Source organism: Sandaracinobacteroides saxicola, assembly GCF_014117445.1.
Lineage (GTDB): Bacteria > Pseudomonadota > Alphaproteobacteria > Sphingomonadales > Sphingomonadaceae > Sandaracinobacteroides_A > Sandaracinobacteroides_A saxicola.
Window position 1 is genome coordinate 1,877,688 of the sequence record NZ_CP059851.1, and the last position, 15,827, is coordinate 1,893,514.

The following is a 15,827-nucleotide window of genomic DNA, read 5'->3' on the forward strand; positions in this document are numbered from 1 at the left end:
ATGCCCATGCATGACGCACCAGTCATTCTTGCAGATGCCGACAATACGCTTTGGGATACCGACAGCGTTTTCGCCGATGCGCAACTCGGCATGCTGGCGAATGTCGATCAGCAATTTCCGGGGACGGCGCGTCCCGATCCGCTGGCGCATGTGCGCGCCTACGACCAGGCGCTTGCGCAGATTGATCGTCGGCATCTGCGATATCCGCCTGTGCTCCTCGCGCGCGCACTGGCATTGGGCAACCTCGGCCACGACCCAGCGACGGCGGCACGCATGGCAATCGCGCGGCGGCCATCCCAGGACCTTGCCAGCGCGGAGGAAGGCATTGTCGCGCGCTATTTCGAAGCGCTCGCTCGGACGCCAGCGTTGCTGCCCGGCGTCACGGATGGCCTCGAACTAGCGAGGCGGGCAAATCTCAATGTCTGGATTTTGACGGAAGGATCAGCAGAGCGCCAACGAACAAGATCGCAAGCCCTTGGCATTACCCACCTGGTCAGAGGCGTGAGCGAAGCGACAAAGAGTCAGGATCAGTTTGATCGGCAGCGGCGGCGCTTCGCTCCATCACCCTTGGTCGTGATCGGCGATCAGCCCGATCGCGACATTCTCCCAGCGCAAGCTGCGGGGTGCATCGGTGTGCTCGTTCCGAGCCGATTTCGGCCGACTTGGATCTCGTCGTCGGCGTGGAGTGCGGCGGATCATGTCGCCGAACGATTCGATCTGGCTATCGATTGGATTGTCAGCGGTGACTTGGTGAGCAGCGCCGCTGCAGAATAGCGGGGCGCTACGCTTCTCTCACGTCGTTGTTGTAGTGCTCGCAAGAGACCCGAAAATCGCAAGCGACACAGGTGTCAGGATCATTGCTATCTGCCGGCCAAGATTGCTTGATCTGCATGCTTTGACGCTCGTGTGCGACACGATCTTCGATCGCGCGCACCACTCCGTCGATTGCCGTCGTCGCTTCCGTCATCGTCGCTGGCGTGACCGGAATAACTCGGATCGCTCGCTTCAATCGGAACTCGAGCGAGAGGTTGGCTTGGCTGCCGGGAGTCCACCCGCTTACTTGATAATATTCGGGTGTTCCGGTCACCGGCACGACGTCGGTCGACCCGTTGCGCATCTCCGTGCGCAGCATCGTCATCTCCTTGGACCCGGGTGAGAGCTCGCTGACGTAAATCAGGATTCCGGCCGCTACAGGACGCGCATCGATCTGCTGAGAGCGAAGCCATGAATAGGTCTGCACTTGCCATTCGCCGAGCTTCCAGTCGCCCCGTGGGTTATCATCAACACGTGGTCGGCGCGAGCCCTTGTAGTCGATGATGATTTCATACTCGCCCGCCAAATGCGGATTTGCATCCATGATGGCGCGCTTTATCGCATTGTCCGATGGCTGCCCATCGAGCTGGGTATGTCCAAGGACGTCTATGATCCCCTGAAGGACGTAACGAGCGGCTCGCTCCGCCAAATGTTCTTCGGATGCCGGCAGGGGCCGCGTACCCAGCACCTTCCGCTCCGCGACATCAATGAGCGGAAAGAGATGGGGTCCAAGCTGATTGACCGCCGCTTCGGCGCGTTCATAGGCTGAGATGCGGGCGTCGGCGCTTCGCGCGAACTTGCCCTGATGTGCGAGTGCTTGCTCAATCGGCCAACCAATTGCGCGTAGATCGAGCGGGTCGGTTCCGGCCGGCGGCTCACCCGGCATGTCGTTTTCCGTGACCGGCGTGTAGGGCAATGGGAATGGAAGCCCGCCCCGGTCCTGCCAAAGGCGGAAGGTACGCTCCATCATTCCGTGAATGAATTCGCCATACCACATCTGAACGGGTCGCGAGGGCGGCAGCGCCGAACCGTTGTAGTAGCGATAGCTCCGCTGGCAGCGGGAGAAGGACAAGACATCGCCGGTGAGGCTGTAATCGGGAACGATGCGGTCGGGCCGCTTGATCGGTAATTCCATAGCGGCCTCTCAAATAAAGTGAATTGATGGAGGTGACACGATCGGCGGTGCCCGCCGTCCGACATAGGATGTTTGATCTTTCCACGCCCAGCTCTGATCTTGTCGCCAGCCTGTTGCGACATGCTTTATGTTACTCTTCCATCCACGCAACTTCTCGCATCCGACAAGCATGAGCACGGACTGCGGACGACTGAACGCCACATAGAAGAGCCTGATCAGGTCTTCGAAGCTACGATCGAGTCCGCTGCGCGCGGTACGCAATGGACCAAGTTCGGGGGTGAAGGGCGCGAGGGCATCTTCAATTTGCGCGGTCGCCGACGGTGCGTCAGGAAAGCGTCTGAAGCGATTCTTTGGTGCGTCCATCGTGAAGTCCGCGCCGACGTCGACGATCACCAACGGATATTCCAGACCCTTAGCCTGGTGGATTGTCATGACGTTAAGCCGATCGCGCGGCACGCTCGGCATGATCTCTTCGTCAACGTCGATGACATTTTCTGCGATTGGCGCGATCACGTCCCGAAGAATCGCCAAAATGCTGCGCCGGCCATGATCTTCGTCCGCAATGGGATCGACGGGTCGCACGATCTTCCCGGAATATGCAGAAAAGCCGGCCGCTTGCCCTGCTGCGCGCGATATGGCTTCGAGATAGACCTGTCCCTCGGGGTCCTCCTCAAAATGCGGTACCCACGGCACAAGGCCATAGAGAACGTCCAGAAAAGGCCAATCTCTACTCGACCATTTCGGGTTGGGATTAGGACCGCCTAGTACGAAGCGATTCCACTCGCCAACCTCTTGCTGAAGCGTGCGCCCATAGATCGGTGCGGGGGCAGCGGCGAGGAGGGCACGCCCAGCCGCGACCCATCTGTGCATGAAGAATTTGGCTTCATTTGTAATTGTCATCAAATCGAAAAGATGCCCGCCATGCCGGCTCGGCGGATCAATCGCCAGGATCGCTAGCCCGAGTAGCTGCTCGACCTGCTCGATATCACGGAGCGAGCGTCCGCGAGGATTGAACATCGACATGCCGCTACCCATCAGAGCGTTGCGAAGGTGATGTGCAAAGCGGGGTTTGGGAGGATTGCCCCTGAACGGTCTCTGCATCTCGAGAACACTGAAACCCAGCAGAACGGCATCGCCAAGGTCGCCACCCTCGGCCGCCCGCCGCAGCAGGTCGGGATAGCGACCATTCGGATCGCGATATCCGCCTCCCCGAAAAACATCTGAGAGAAATCCGGTGAGGTCGTTTGCGAGCGTGGGCGCATCGGGCCGGAACATTGCCAGGACAGGCATCTGCGAAGCTGCAGCGTTGGCACGGATCACCGGTTTGGGCGGCTGAATACGCGCTGGCGCGAAGTTGGGATCCTCTCGGACGAAGGCATTAAAGAAGTCGACGATTTCGGGTGTCGAACGATAATTTTCGACGAGATAGAGCGGTCCTTGGGGCGCAATGCCAAGCCGGTTCTGGCACCGCTCAACAAACGCACGGAACAGTTCGATCGTGGCGCCACGAAAGCGGTACAGGCTCTGGTCGTCGTCGCCCACGACCGTGAAGGAAGCGCCAGTAGCTAAAACAAGTTCGAAATAGATCGCTTCTTGGAGGGCGTTCGTGTCCTGATACTCATCGACCAGAACAACAGCAGTATCGGCGAGAAGAGTCGGAACTCGCCGGGCCTGCAACCGATTCAGGATGGCTTCTTCCAGGCTCGAGAAATCTAGAAGATTATTTTCTCTCAGATACCGGCGGTAGTCTGCCGCGATGCCTGCGATCAGTTGATGTGCGTACGGTTGGCTTGCAGCGCCGAAAGCATCTACATTCACCCGATCTTGAATGAATCGCTCGACTATCGGCACAAGTGCCCGGCTGGCTTCACCGACAGTAGACGGAGGCGTGCCGTCGAAGGTGAATGGCGCGAGAAAATCCGCCATTTCTGCTTGATTTGCGGTAAAGACTTGACCGAGCCGCCCCCGGCGTTGGAGTATTACGTTCGCCGCGAAAGCCTCCAGCGTCACTAATGGAGGCTCATCGGCGTGACGGTCGGAGCCTAAGGCTTCCTGGCAGATGCTGTCGAGCGTACCGGTGACGACGCGGTTAACGTCTAGGTGCCGGAGAATGGCTTGGTCTGCAGCATCGAGATGCTGCATCGCAGTTGCTTGATCGACAATTGCTTCGCCCCACTCGATCAAGCGACTTCTAATTTCACGCGCGGCTTTTTTAGTAAAGGTTGTAATGACAATGCGCTCTGGCGCAATTCTGTCGACGAGCATGTGCCTCAGAGCGCGAAGTACTAGAACCGTTGTCTTACCACTTCCTGGGCCGGCAACGATCATCGTGGGGCTTGCTAGGTCGGCTTGAATGCATAACTGCTGCTCAACATTTGGGCGCCGTGCGATTGCGGGAGTTTGCTCAACTAAATCAAAGAATTGCTCGAGTTGCACAGGTCCCCCAATCAACAAATTCAGCAAAAGTCGTTCAGCAAAAACCCCCGAGTCGCATGCCGACTGACGCCCGTCACCGACCGCGCTCGGTCTTCCTAACCGAAATATCGAGCAGGATCATCAGCTTTTGCGTCGGCTTGTGTGGACACTTCACGAGGCAACCCTCGCAAAGTGAAGCAAGAAGTTTCGCGGGTTGCTTGGTGGGATGTCCGGAAGCGTACAATCAGTCAGAACGGATCATACACGTGAATGATCAGCATCGGATCGCCATCGTACTCGGCATCGGTCATCACGGCGTAGCCATCGCTGGTCTGGATCAGCACCACGCATGTCATCAGCGTCTTGGCAAGGCTCCAGGCGAACTTCTGGGCGGTGGGAAGCGACATGATCTTGCTCCTGTTTCCGGAGCGGGAACCGTCCCCCGCTCGACAGGCGCACAGGCGACCGACGCGCGGCCGCGATCACCGAAGGCGAAGCTGAAGGCCGCAAGCTGTGCTTAGCGGACCCCTTGCGGGTTGATCGTCACAAGGCAGTGCTAAGGTCAGAGGTAAGCCAGAGAGAGCGGGGCGTGCCCGCTTCGGAACGGGATGCAGCGTCGATTCACCGGCCGGAAGTTTGCTGGCTTGCCGCTCACGCTGATGATTATCGGAACAGTGCTCCTGCCAGCGGTCGGGCAATGCCGACTGATCAGGTCGGGGACTTGCTATTCCGGAAGTCGAACACGGGGATGCCGAGCTTGCGGGCCTTGTCGGCAAGGTTGTCCTGAATGCCGGTGCCGGGGAACACCACAACGCCGATCGGCAACACATCGAGCATCGCATCGTTGCGCTTGAACGGTGCTGCCTTGGCATGACGGGACCAGTCAGGCTTGAATGCCACCTGCGTCACCTTGCGATTGTCGGCCCAGCAGGCAGCAATCCGCTCGGCGCCTGATGGCGCGCCGCCATGCAGCAGGACCATATTCGGGTGTTTGGCGCGCACGCGGTCCAATGCCGCCCAGATGGCGTCAGTATCGTTGCAATCCTTGCCACCTGTGAATGCGACCTTGGGGCCAGCGGGCAGCATGACCTCGTTTTCGGCACGGCGGCGGGCGGCGATGAAGTCGCGGCTGTCGACCATGGCTGCGGTCAACGCGCGGCGGTTGACGAGGCTGCCATGGCGGGGATGCCAAGCCGAACCTGTATGGGTGCGGTAGAGATCGCAAGCGGCATCGCGCATCAGTTCATGGGCATTGCGCCGTTCGATCAGCGTCAGGCCCTGGGCCAACAATCGCTCAAGTTCGACCGATGCGACCTCGGAGCCGTCCTGTTCGCGTTGCGATCGACGCTGTGCCTGCTCATTGTCGTCGAGCTCGCGTTCGACCCGCTCGGCGGTGCGGTGGAACAGATTGACCGTCGACCAGAGCAAATCGTCGAGATCGGGTTCGAGCCGGGTGTCGGCAAGCGTGCCGATCAGCGCATCGAAGATGTCAGCGACGGCCCCTGCGACACGGTCGCCTTCGGGCAACGGTCGTGGGTCGGGTTGGTCATGTAATGGCCGGAAGCCATAGAGTTGCAGTTCATCGAGCATATGCGCGGTCGGGGATTGTTCCTGGGGTTCGTCGTGCTCGGTCATTGGCTTCGCTCCTCCGTCGACCGCGCCTCTCGCGGCCTTCATGGGCGAGCAAAGAGCGGGGGCGGAGCGGGTCGGCACCCGCCCGGGGTCCCCAGAAAGTACCACTTTCTGGGGTGGGCTTTGTGGCCGCAGCGCAGCGGAGGATGGCGAGCACGACTTTCTTGGCGCGCGAGGAGCCGCGAAACCGGGGTCCCCGCGCGGCTTGACGCGTGGGGTGGTCGCGGCGGGGAAGAAAGTCGCGCACAGCCATTGCCGGCCCGGTCTGCTTCCGCTTCTCTCGCCCCTCTCGAAGGCAGAGGCGCGGCTCTGTCAGCGGAGCGACGGATCATGGCGAACATAGCTCGGGCGCAGAGACGTCACCGTCTATGCTCAGCCGATGAACTGTTCGGCATCCTCCGGCGCAAGCTGCACTCGCACCGCTGCCCGCATCTCGTCCCGGCCAAGCTGCTGCAAATCGTCGTTGAAGTCACCAAGTCTGGCAGTCAGCATCAACGGCTCGATACCAGCCCCGATCGCGCGTGCGGCCAACGTGTCAGCCGCATGTTGTCCAGCGGGATCGTTATCACGCGCAATGTAGAGGCGGCGCAGCGAGGGCGCGATTTGCAACGCGGACAAGTGACCCGCTGAGAGACCGGCAATCATGGGCATGGTCGGCATGATCTGACGGAGAGACAAGATCGTTTCGATGCCCTCTCCAGCGACCAGGACGGATCGGGCGCGACCGAACCGCACGCCGTTGCCGAGGAGATTGCCCATGGCGCGACGCGCAGTGGCGACGGGTGCCTTTCCGCTGTCGTTCGGATCGAGCCAGGTGCGGTGGATGCCGGTCAACGATCCGTCATCCCTTTGGACTGCTGCAATCAATGCTGGGAACGCGCTCGGCGTGCCGGGTGGGTCGTCTTCGTCGGCGCGATACCAGCAGTTGGGATGGAACCGCAGCGAGCTGCACTCGCGCAGATCGACGATGCCACGCTGGCGCAGATATGCCTCGGCAAGCGTGCCAAAGATCGGCTTCGATATGGCCCACAGCCGTCGTGCAGCTTCCGGCGATCCAGTCGGTACAGGCGGCAGCGGTTCAAATGTCTTTGGCTCTGGCGGCGGCAGAGCCAGAAAGCGCTGCGCTTCGCCGAGCGTGTCGGCGAGCAAAGCCAATCGCTGGTTGGCAGCGATGAGGTCGAGCAGGTCGCCGTGCTCGCCGGTGGCCGCATCGGTCCATTTGCCTGCAGCGCCCTTGCCAGCGTCGGGTCCGGTCAGTCGCACGAACAGGCTGCGCCCCGGCGTGCCTTCGATATCACCGATGAGCCAGTAGCGCCCGTGTCGGCGACCTTGGGGCAGATAGTGGCGGCAGACACTCTCGGCATTGCGAGCAAGCTGCCGGGCAAGGTCGGATGCTTCGGGCATCTGATCCTCCTGAGACAAGAAGAGGGTCCGCCGCGCCCAAGCAATCCCCACGAAGCAGGCTTCGCGGGGACCCCGATGCACGGCGGACCCTCAGTTGCGAGCGGGTCTGGGGAGCGCGACCTACTCGGCGGCGACGGCGAAGGGGATGTCGCCCTCGGCCTCGGCATTGTCGTCGATCGGCGCTTCGTTCGCCACGGACCGTTCGCCGTCATCTGCCGCCGTCTGCGCTTCGCTGGCGGGATCGGCGGCGATCGTGGCGTCGTCGATAGGCGACTCGAGCTCGCTTTGGACCGGTGCTGGCAGTGCGCGTCCGGGCGTGCGGAGAGGTTCGGGAAGCCATCCGCTGTCTTCGAGCAACACCGCTGCGCGTGCGGCCATGTCGGGCTTCTTGAGATGCGCGATGCTCTCGGCCGTCCGTTCGCCCTTCGCTTCGGCCACTGCTTGAACTATCCGCGCCTTGGTCACGCGGCCAAGGAACGTATCGGCCGTTGGCCTCCAACCTGCCGCCGCCATGTCGAGATCGACCGCCTTGGCTAGCATATCGGCATGGGCGAGCGCACGCGGCCTGCGGTTGTAAGCCTCGAACGTGGCATTGACCGTGCAGGCAACGCAATGGGCGAACAGCGACTTTTGCTGATCGCCGTCCATGTCGCCAAGCGCATCCCACAGCGCCTCGGGTTGCGCAGGCAGCAGATCGGCAAGCGCTTGGTGCCGCGCATCGATTGCCTGTGCGGACGCCGTTTCGCCAAGCCCCGGTGCCTGCTGACCAAACCCGACATGCTTGGCGTCGAGTTCGAGGCAGCTGTCGAGCGCATAGCGGTAGAACAGCCGCAGCACGAGCGCATGGAGGCAGGCATGGAATGCCACTTCCGGCGACCGGGCCACGGCATCGCGCAGCGCCAGCGTGCGGTGCGCGGTCAGTTCGGACATCAGCCGATCGGGGATCGGGCGCAGGCCTTCATCCTCCTCGGGCTCAGGCGCCACCTCGACATCACTGTCGATGCCGACCTGATCCCCACCATCGTCGGTGCCGTTGTCAACATGGCCGTGGCCCCCTTCCACAACAGCACCCTGTTCGGGCTCGATGGGCAGTTCGTCCTCGGGTCGAACGAAGCCGCGCTCGATCCGCAGGCTGCCATCCGGCGCGATGCTGACGAATGCACCAGCCCGTGCGACCTCGTCGGCGTCGTAGGCCAGCGGTCGCTGGTCGAGCGCCTCGATCGCGGTTTCCAGTTCGCCCAGCCGTTCGTCGACCTCGTCGGGCAGTTCAGGCAAGTTCTCATGCTCGGCGACCATCGCGTCATATTCGGCCTGAAGCGCGTCGCGCGCGGCCTGCTCTTCGGCGGTGATCGCCACCGGCGTGCCGCGCAACTGACGCAGCCCGTAAGTGTGGCCGTACGGGAAGTCGGGCGCTGCATCGATCCAGCGCCAGCCTTCGGCCTGCACCTTCATCGCCTCTTCGCGCAGTCGCTCAGAGACCATCAAGTCAACGAGGCCGACATCCTGCAGCCAGCCACCATCATCGCCCTGGAACAGGTCGCGCATGACGCCGCCGCCCGCCTCGATATAGGCATCGACGTCGATGAACCGGGCGCGCTTGTCGCATGCACGCACCGCGCCTTCGGTCAGCATCCGGCGGATCGCGTAAGGCTGACGGTCGTAGGAACCGGCGAGCCGTTCATAGACCTGCTCCTGACGCTCATGGTCGCCGTTGACGGTGAACGCCATCAGCTGGTCGAGCGTGATCTCGTCCTCAGCATAGGCTTCGAGGATCTTCGGGCTGATGGCGGCGAGCTTCAGGCGCTGCTTGACCACCGCCACCGACACGAACTGGTGGGCGGCGATCTCCTCCTCGGACTGGCCCTTCTCGCGGAGCGCCAGGAAGGCACGGAACTGGTCGAGCGGGTGCAGCGGTGCCCGCTGGATGTTCTCGGCCAGGCTGTCTTCCTCGGCATCGCCCTCCCTGCGGATGATGCACGGCACCGGCGCATTACGCGGCAGCTGCTTGCGCTTAACCAGCAGTTCGAGGGCGCGGTAGCGGCGACCACCCGATGGCACCTCGAACATGCCGGTTTCGTTGCCTTCCGCATCGACGACCGCGCGGACGGTAAGCGACTGCAGCAGCGTGCGCCGGGCAATGTCCTCGGCAAGTTCCTCGATGCCGACACCGGCCTTGATCCGGCGGACGTTGGACTGCGACAGCACAAGCTTGTCGAACGGGATGTCGCGCGAAACACTGAGCGCGAGCTTGGGATTGGACTTGGGCATGACACTTCTCCGGACGGCTCGGCCGGGAGCCTCTCTCCCGACACCTCGAACCGTCACGAAGCGAAGCGCCGCCCTCTTCCTCTGAAGAGAGCGACGTAACCGATGCGGCGATGCGATACTGCACGCGCGGCCGCTCCCGACGATTATGCGGGAGTTCCGTCCAGCCTCGATAAGCCGCCAAACCTGCCGCTTACGCTATGTCTACAAAACGCCTTGACTCGTTAGTGTGAACTATACACTATTACTTTCATGGCTCTCTTGGACCGGAAACCGTTCGCGCTCACCACTGACTTGGTGATCTTCGCATTCGACAGCGAGCAACTGCGCCTGCTGCTGATCCGGCGCGCAAAGGAGCCGTTCAGTAACCGCTGGGCGCTGCCAGGCGGATTTCTCGAGCCCAACGAAACCCTTGACGACTGCGCCGAGCGAGAGTTGATCGAGGAGACCGGGTTGCAACTCCGACATCTCGAGCAGCTCGCGGCGTTCTCAAGGCCCGGTCGAGATCCGCGAGGAGATGTCGTCTCGGTAGCCTATCTCGCACTCGTGCGCGCAAACGAACAGACTTTGCAGGCCGGGAGCGACGCAGCGGAGGCGGCATGGCACGACATTAATGCGCTGCCGAGCCTTGCCTTCGACCATGACGAAATCGTGGCCACTGGCCGACGTCGGTTGGCCGAAGCCCTGTACACGACTACCTCGGCGTTCAAGCTGCTGCCCGACAGCTTCACGCTTGGCGAAGCGCAGCGCGCCTTTGAGGCGGTCGCAGGCGAGCCGATCGACAAGCGCAACTTCCGAGCATGGCTTCAAAACAAAGCGCCACTACGCGAAACGGGCGAGGCGCGTCGGGGCCAGCACAGGCCTGCCAAACTCTACAAGCTTGTCGAGGGAAAGGATAACCAATGACGGATAGTCCTCAGACGGTCCTTCGACGATCGGCCCAAGCCCTGGCCGGCCGGACGCGGCACGTCAGCGTGCGCACCGATCGGCTGGAAGCCTACCTCGAAGAGGTCGCGCGCCGTGATCAGCAACAGCGATACGATCCGGCACCGGACGAAACCTCCAGCGCGGAGGAGCGCGTTTCTTTCGTCTTGCTTCGCGACGCCACAAACTTCGGTTCGGGATGGCATCCCCACCTGAACAAGGAGCCGGGGATTTCGGGTGCCCGAACGACAGGCGTCCGGTTGGCGCGGTGGTTGGCGGAGAACGGCGTTCCAAGCGCTGAGCAATTGTCGAAGACCACCGCCGAGCACTGCGCAATTGTTTTTGGGCAGTCGATGACCGAGCCGGTCGCCGAACTGATGGCACTGTTCGCCGATGCATGGCGACAGCTCGGCGAAGCACTCGGCAACCGTTTCGGAGGGAGCTACGGCAACTTGGTTGCAGCCGCTGATCGGTCGGCCGTGCAACTTACAGCATTGCTTGGGGAGGTTGGCTATTTCAATGACGTCTACATCTACGATGGCCTACAGTTCCCGTTTCTCAAGCGGGCACAGCTGGCGGCATATGACCTCAGCTTGTTCTGCCCAGGCGACGATCGTTGCCGATTTCACGATCTCGATCAGCTAACAATCTTTGCCGACAACCTCGTCCCGCATACGCTTCGCGTGGATGGTGTGCTGGAATTTGATGCAACGCTGCTTGAGAGGATCGACCGTGGAGAGCTGATCGCCGCGGGGTCGCCGGAGGAGATCGAAATCAGGGCGATGGCGGTCCACGCAACTGAGCTACTATCAGCGATGAGCGCCAAGCGGGGAGACGTCGTGATGCCACTGCGCCTTTCGGACTGGATCTGGAACCGCGGCCAGTCACCTCTTTACAAAGCAAGGCCTCGGCAGCGAACAAGAAGCGTGCACTATTAGATTGCCGAACTGCATCGTATTTTCGGTCCGCCTAAAGGCCGATAAATGACGCCCGAACAAATCATACCCTTTCGAACAGCTTCTTGGCACGGCCCTCCAGATCGAGCCGCGCGTCCTGCTGCGCCTTGCCCCGCGCGAAGGCGGTGATGCCCTGGACGAAGTCGAATACGGACTCTGGTGGTCGGCCTTCTTCGGCGAGCACCGTGTCGATGATTCTAGCGGTCTCGGCTTTGCCGAACCCGCGCTTGCGCAGGAAATCAGTGCGGTCTTCGTCAGAGCGCGCGACGATGCGCTCGCGCGCCTGCCGGATGCCGTTGACGAACGGCAGCGGCGAGGAATCCGCAAATCGTGTCAGCGCCGGTGCCGCTTCGTGCGCAAAGCGGTTGGCGGCGTATTTGCTGTGCCGGATGCTGATCTCCTCGAAGTCCTCGACGCCCCAGAGATTGCGGTTCTGGCAGACAGCGCGAAGATAGAAGCTGGCGATGCCGAGCGTTTTGGCGCCCACCTCGGAGTTCCAGCAGTAGAAGCCCCTGAAGTAGAGGTCCGGCGATCCGTCGGGCAGCTTGCCTGCCTCGATCGGGTTGAGGTCATCGACGAGGAACAGGAACACGTCACGGTCGGACGCATAGAGCGTGGTGGTGTCGGCGCTGATATCCACCATTGGATTGTAGATGCCGGTCGACCAGTCGAGCACGCCCGGCACTTTCCAGCGCGTATCGCCCGTGCCGTTTCCAGCGATCCGCTGCACGGCGGCAACCAGTTCATGGTCATAGATGCGGCCATAATCCGGGCCTGTGACGGCGCGCAGTTCCATGCGGCCATCATCGGTTTCCAGCGTCTTGATCTGCTCGGCCCGGTGGTTGGTGAGGCCATACTGCAGGTTGATGCCTGCCAGCGGTGCCGGAAGCTGGCGCAGATAGGCGGCGGGCGCGCCGACCAGTGCCGCGAGCTGGCCGAAGCTCCAGTGGGTGGGCGAGATGGGAAGGTCAGCGCCAGGCAGGATCAGGTCGAGCCGTTCCGGATTATCGCGGCTGGCTTCGACAAGCACCGCCGCGCTCTCGACCGTGCGCGTGCGGCTGCGTTCGGCTCGGCCCTTCACCGATGCCATCAGCGCATCGAGCGACAGGTAACGCTCATCGGCGGGACGGCTGAACCATTCCGACGATACCCGACCGACCCGCTGGCCGCGACCGACATCGACCTTGTAGCCACCGCTCCGGTCGGGGCTCGCATCGAGAACTTGAACTTGTGTCATGACATGTCTCCGCGACGGCCCGGCCGGGAGCCTCTCTCCCGACACTCGAACCGTCACGGCGACAGCCGCCGCCCTCTTCCTCTCAACTTGACATTGTAAGGCGTTCTCCTTACAAGAGCGCACCTATAGGAGACCGCCATGTCCGCAATGCTCGAAGAGATCAGCACCATCACCGCCAAGGGCCAGACCACGGTTCCGAAGTCGGTCCGGACCGCGCTTGGCGTCGATTATGGCGGCAAGATTGCGTTCCGGGTCGACGAGCGCGGCGTGTCGGTCCACCGCGCGGAGGTCGATAACGAAGACCCCGCCATTGACCGCTTTCTGGCGTTCCTGGCCGACGACATTGCCCGGCGACCCGAGGCGGTCACGGCGCTGACGCCGGCACTGGCCGAGCGTCTTGCGGCGCTGACCGAGGGTGTGAAGGTTGACCTCGAAGCGCCGATCGACGGCGACGTCGATCTCTAAATGCTGGAAGTGAACGGATGGCAGTTGTTCGCCCATCCGCTGTTCCTCGACCAGATCGAGAAGCTGGCGGGTGCGGTCGAGAAGGCGCAAACGAAGGACCCGCGCGGTTGGCGGAAGTCGGCCAATGCCAAGCTCCTCGCAGCCATTTGGCAACTCGTCTTCGAGACGATCCCGCAAGACCCCACCCGTCCGGAATATCGCCAGGGCGGAACGCTCGGCGATGCACGTAAGCACTGGTTCCGCGCCAAATTCGGCGGCGGGCGGTTCCGGTTGTTTTTCCGATACAGCAGCAGCGCCAAGGTGATCGTGTTCGCGTGGGTCAATGACGAGAACACCCTACGGGCCTATGGCTCGAAGTCCGATGCCTACGCCGTATTCCGCAAGATGCTCGACGGCGGCAACCCGCCTGATGATTGGGCCGCGCTGATGGCAGCGGCAAGCGATCCTCAAGTGCGCCAAAGACTGGAGGCGGCTACGCCGGAAGCGCCGTGAGCACGTATCTGCGCTACGCCGGCAATAAGGGTTTGCTCGCCGCAAACGAGGACGACAGCATCCTCCGATGCCGCTGCCACGCAAACGCCGGATCCGCGCGCCGCGCAAATGGTCGCAAGACATTGGCGACCTGCACGATTATGTTCAGGCACCACCGCAGCGCGCATACGTCGACAAGGCAGAGGCAGAGATCGCTGTCTCCGATGACTGGCCCGATCCGGTTCCGATCAGCGACGCAGAACTGCGCGTTATCGAAGGCCATTTGCGCAGCGAACTCGACAAGCTGTTCGGTCCGCTGCCGTGAGGTAAGGAGTAGCAAGCCATGACCAGCGCCGCCCGCCGATCGGATCAGGACGAGGCGTCGGTTGCGGTCACCGCACGCGCTGCGCTCTATCTGCGCGTTTCGACCAGCAAACAGGCTGAAAGCGACCTCTCGATCCCCGACCAGCGTCGCCAGATCGAGAGCTACTGCCTTTCACGCGGCTGGGAGGTCGCGGATACATTCGTTGAGCCGGGCAACACGGCCACGGATGATCGCCGACCTGCATTCCAGGCGATGATCGAAGCGGCGATGAGCAAGCCGCCTGCGTTTACCGTGATCGTCGTTCACAGCTTCTCGCGCTTCTTCCGCGATCAGTTCCAATTCGAGTTCTACGTCCGCAAGCTGGCCAAGAACGGGGTCAGGCTTGTCTCGATCACCCAGGACCTTGGCGATGATCCGATGAGCGTCATGATGCGGCAGATCATGACCCTGTTCGACGAGTATCAGTCGAAAGAGAACGGCAAGCACACCCTGCGCGCCATGAACGAGAACGCCCGGCAGGGCTTCTGGAATGGCGCACGGGCACCGATCGGCTACAGGATCGTGGCAGCCGGGCAGCGCGGGGCGAAGATCAAGAAGGCACTGGAGATCGATCCGATCCAAGCGGAGACGGTACGGCGTATCTATCGGATGGCGCTGAACGGGGTCGAAGATCGCGGGCCGATGGGGCTGAAGGCGATCGCAAGCTGGCTAAACGAGAACAACATACGCACCCGTGATGGCGGGCGGTGGGGTGTGGGCGCGGTCCACCAGATACTGACCCGCACGACCTATATCGGCCAGCATCGGTTCAACACGCGCGACCACAAGACCCGGCGGCCAAAGCCCGAGAGCGAGCATGCGATCATGCAGGTGCCTGCCATCGTTTCCGAGGCCGAGTTCGAGACCGTGCAACGATCGTTGAAGGCCCGCAGCCCGAAGATGATGCCGCCGATGGCGGTGGGTGGTCCTACACTGCTGACAGGCATATGCTTCTGCGCCTGCTGCGGCGGCGCGATGACGCTGCGGACCGGGACCAGCAATACCGGCAAAGAATATCGCTACTACACCTGTGCGACAAAGGCACGACAAGGCGTGAAGGGCTGCCCCGGGATCACCGTGCCCATGGACCGGCTGAACGACGCCGTGATCGCGCATATCGAGAAGCGGCTCCTTGAACCCGCGCGGTTGGAGGCGCTGATGGACCAGATCCTCGAACGCAGGGACGACTGGGTGGCCCAGCGCCGCCTCCATGTCGCTGATCTTGAGCGCCGAGCGACAGAAGCCGAAGCGAAGCTCAAGCGGCTCTACGAAGCAATCGAGAACGGCGTGCTCGATATGAGCGATCCGTCGCTTAAGGATCGCATTGCCGAACTGGCGGTGACGCGCGATCAGGCCAGAGGAGACGCGGACCGGGCGGTCTCGCACATCGAAAAGATCGGGCCTACGATCACAGCGGAAAGCCTTCGGGCGTTCGCGAAGGCGGCCCGGAAGAAGCTGCGCAACAACGATGGGTCGTATGCACGCGACCATATCCGGGCCGTCGCGCAGCGAGTCGAGGTGATCAGCAAGACCGAGGTCCGCATTCGCGGTCAGCGCAGCGAACTGCTCCGAACCTTGACCGCCGCCTCTGGCGTAGAGGCGGCGGTGCTAGGCGTTCGTGGTTTTGAACCGAAATGGTGCACCCGACAGGATTCGAACCTGTGACCTCTGCCTTCGGAGGGCAACGCTCTATCCAGCTGAGCTACGGGTGCTTCCCCGCGCCAATGCGCAAATGCCGCCGCCAAA

The 15,827-nt window shown here is 62.1% G+C and carries 14 protein-coding genes and 1 tRNA gene; 7 read left to right on the forward strand and 8 right to left on the reverse strand.

The features are described 5' to 3' along the window. Window positions 1-774, forward strand: coding sequence for an HAD family hydrolase (locus H3309_RS09430; RefSeq protein WP_182294490.1), 774 nt, complete (start codon window positions 1-3; stop codon window positions 772-774). Between the two features lie 7 nt (window positions 775-781). Here H3309_RS09430 and H3309_RS09435 read toward each other — a convergent pair whose 3' ends face one another. The 6 genes from H3309_RS09435 to H3309_RS09460 all read right to left on the reverse strand — a co-directional run bounded on the left by H3309_RS09435 (window position 782) and on the right by H3309_RS09460 (window position 9,667). Beyond that, complete coding sequence (locus H3309_RS09435; protein WP_182294491.1) at window positions 782-1,948, reverse strand: PD-(D/E)XK nuclease family protein; 1,167 nt, start codon at window positions 1,946-1,948, stop codon at window positions 782-784. A 9-nt stretch (window positions 1,949-1,957) separates the two neighbouring features. Continuing rightward, a complete protein-coding gene (locus tag H3309_RS09440) occupies window positions 1,958-4,384 on the reverse strand; it encodes a UvrD-helicase domain-containing protein (RefSeq protein WP_256402022.1) in 2,427 nt (808 codons plus the stop codon). A 227-nt stretch (window positions 4,385-4,611) separates the two neighbouring features. Then, complete coding sequence (locus H3309_RS09445; protein WP_182294493.1) at window positions 4,612-4,770, reverse strand: hypothetical protein; 159 nt, start codon at window positions 4,768-4,770, stop codon at window positions 4,612-4,614. A gap of 301 nt (window positions 4,771-5,071) precedes the next feature. Further along, window positions 5,072-5,998 carry a DUF2493 domain-containing protein gene (locus tag H3309_RS09450; protein WP_182294494.1) on the reverse strand — a complete coding sequence of 309 codons (927 nt, stop codon included), beginning with the start codon at window positions 5,996-5,998 and terminating at the stop codon, window positions 5,072-5,074. A gap of 369 nt (window positions 5,999-6,367) precedes the next feature. After that, window positions 6,368-7,399, reverse strand: a complete 1,032-nt coding sequence (locus H3309_RS09455; RefSeq protein WP_182294495.1) for a DUF7146 domain-containing protein — start codon at window positions 7,397-7,399, stop codon at window positions 6,368-6,370. 120 nt (window positions 7,400-7,519) lie between these two features. Further along, window positions 7,520-9,667: a ParB/RepB/Spo0J family partition protein gene (locus H3309_RS09460; RefSeq protein ID WP_182294496.1), complete on the reverse strand. Its 2,148-nt coding sequence runs from the start codon at window positions 9,665-9,667 to the stop codon at window positions 7,520-7,522. Between the two features lie 249 nt (window positions 9,668-9,916). Here H3309_RS09460 and H3309_RS09465 point away from each other — a divergent pair, with 249 nt between their 5' ends. Further along, window positions 9,917-10,570, forward strand: a complete 654-nt coding sequence (locus H3309_RS09465; protein ID WP_182294497.1) for an NUDIX hydrolase — start codon at window positions 9,917-9,919, stop codon at window positions 10,568-10,570. Further along, on the forward strand, window positions 10,567-11,526 hold the full coding sequence (locus H3309_RS09470) for a queuosine salvage family protein (RefSeq protein ID WP_182294498.1): 960 nt from the start codon (window positions 10,567-10,569) through the stop codon (window positions 11,524-11,526). Before H3309_RS09465 ends, H3309_RS09470 begins: the two co-directional genes overlap by 4 nt. 61 nt (window positions 11,527-11,587) lie before the next feature. Here the strand turns inward: H3309_RS09470 and H3309_RS09475 are convergent, their stop codons facing one another. Beyond that, window positions 11,588-12,781: a DUF932 domain-containing protein gene (locus H3309_RS09475; RefSeq protein WP_182294499.1), complete on the reverse strand. Its 1,194-nt coding sequence runs from the start codon at window positions 12,779-12,781 to the stop codon at window positions 11,588-11,590. 138 nt (window positions 12,782-12,919) lie between these two features. Between H3309_RS09475 and H3309_RS09480 the strand changes: the two genes are divergently transcribed. The 4 genes from H3309_RS09480 to H3309_RS09495 all read left to right on the forward strand — a co-directional run bounded on the left by H3309_RS09480 (window position 12,920) and on the right by H3309_RS09495 (window position 15,746). Beyond that, a complete protein-coding gene (locus H3309_RS09480) occupies window positions 12,920-13,246 on the forward strand; it encodes a type II toxin-antitoxin system PrlF family antitoxin (protein ID WP_160984563.1) in 327 nt (108 codons plus the stop codon). After that, entirely contained in the window at window positions 13,247-13,738 is a 492-nt protein-coding gene (locus tag H3309_RS09485) for a type II toxin-antitoxin system YhaV family toxin (RefSeq protein WP_182294500.1), read from the forward strand. Window positions 13,739-13,805: 67 nt separating this feature from the next. Beyond that, window positions 13,806-14,042 carry a hypothetical protein gene (locus H3309_RS09490; protein WP_182298886.1) on the forward strand — a complete coding sequence of 79 codons (237 nt, stop codon included), beginning with the start codon at window positions 13,806-13,808 and terminating at the stop codon, window positions 14,040-14,042. An 18-nt stretch (window positions 14,043-14,060) separates the two neighbouring features. Then, window positions 14,061-15,746: a recombinase family protein gene (locus tag H3309_RS09495; protein ID WP_182294501.1), complete on the forward strand. Its 1,686-nt coding sequence runs from the start codon at window positions 14,061-14,063 to the stop codon at window positions 15,744-15,746. On the opposite strand, the gene H3309_RS09500 is transcribed toward H3309_RS09495, so the two are convergent. After that, window positions 15,717-15,793, reverse strand: a tRNA-Arg gene (locus tag H3309_RS09500). The genes H3309_RS09495 and H3309_RS09500 overlap by 30 nt on opposite strands. Window positions 15,794-15,827 lie beyond the last annotated feature (34 nt).

Coding starts and splice junctions, on each gene's coding strand:
- H3309_RS09490 (WP_182298886.1), top strand. CDS start 13,806: ATGCCGCTGCCACGCAAACGCCGGATCCGCGCGCCGCGCAAATGGTCG.
- H3309_RS09465 (WP_182294497.1), top strand. CDS start 9,917: ATGGCTCTCTTGGACCGGAAACCGTTCGCGCTCACCACTGACTTGGTG.
- H3309_RS09435 (WP_182294491.1), bottom strand. CDS start 1,948: ATGGAATTACCGATCAAGCGGCCCGACCGCATCGTTCCCGATTACAGC.
- H3309_RS09450 (WP_182294494.1), bottom strand. CDS start 5,998: ATGACCGAGCACGACGAACCCCAGGAACAATCCCCGACCGCGCATATG.
- H3309_RS09430 (WP_182294490.1), top strand. CDS start 1: ATGCCCATGCATGACGCACCAGTCATTCTTGCAGATGCCGACAATACG.
- H3309_RS09480 (WP_160984563.1), top strand. CDS start 12,920: ATGTCCGCAATGCTCGAAGAGATCAGCACCATCACCGCCAAGGGCCAG.
- H3309_RS09445 (WP_182294493.1), bottom strand. CDS start 4,770: ATGTCGCTTCCCACCGCCCAGAAGTTCGCCTGGAGCCTTGCCAAGACG.
- H3309_RS09475 (WP_182294499.1), bottom strand. CDS start 12,781: ATGACACAAGTTCAAGTTCTCGATGCGAGCCCCGACCGGAGCGGTGGC.
- H3309_RS09460 (WP_182294496.1), bottom strand. CDS start 9,667: ATGCCCAAGTCCAATCCCAAGCTCGCGCTCAGTGTTTCGCGCGACATC.
- H3309_RS09470 (WP_182294498.1), top strand. CDS start 10,567: ATGACGGATAGTCCTCAGACGGTCCTTCGACGATCGGCCCAAGCCCTG.
- H3309_RS09495 (WP_182294501.1), top strand. CDS start 14,061: ATGACCAGCGCCGCCCGCCGATCGGATCAGGACGAGGCGTCGGTTGCG.
- H3309_RS09485 (WP_182294500.1), top strand. CDS start 13,247: ATGCTGGAAGTGAACGGATGGCAGTTGTTCGCCCATCCGCTGTTCCTC.
- H3309_RS09455 (WP_182294495.1), bottom strand. CDS start 7,399: ATGCCCGAAGCATCCGACCTTGCCCGGCAGCTTGCTCGCAATGCCGAG.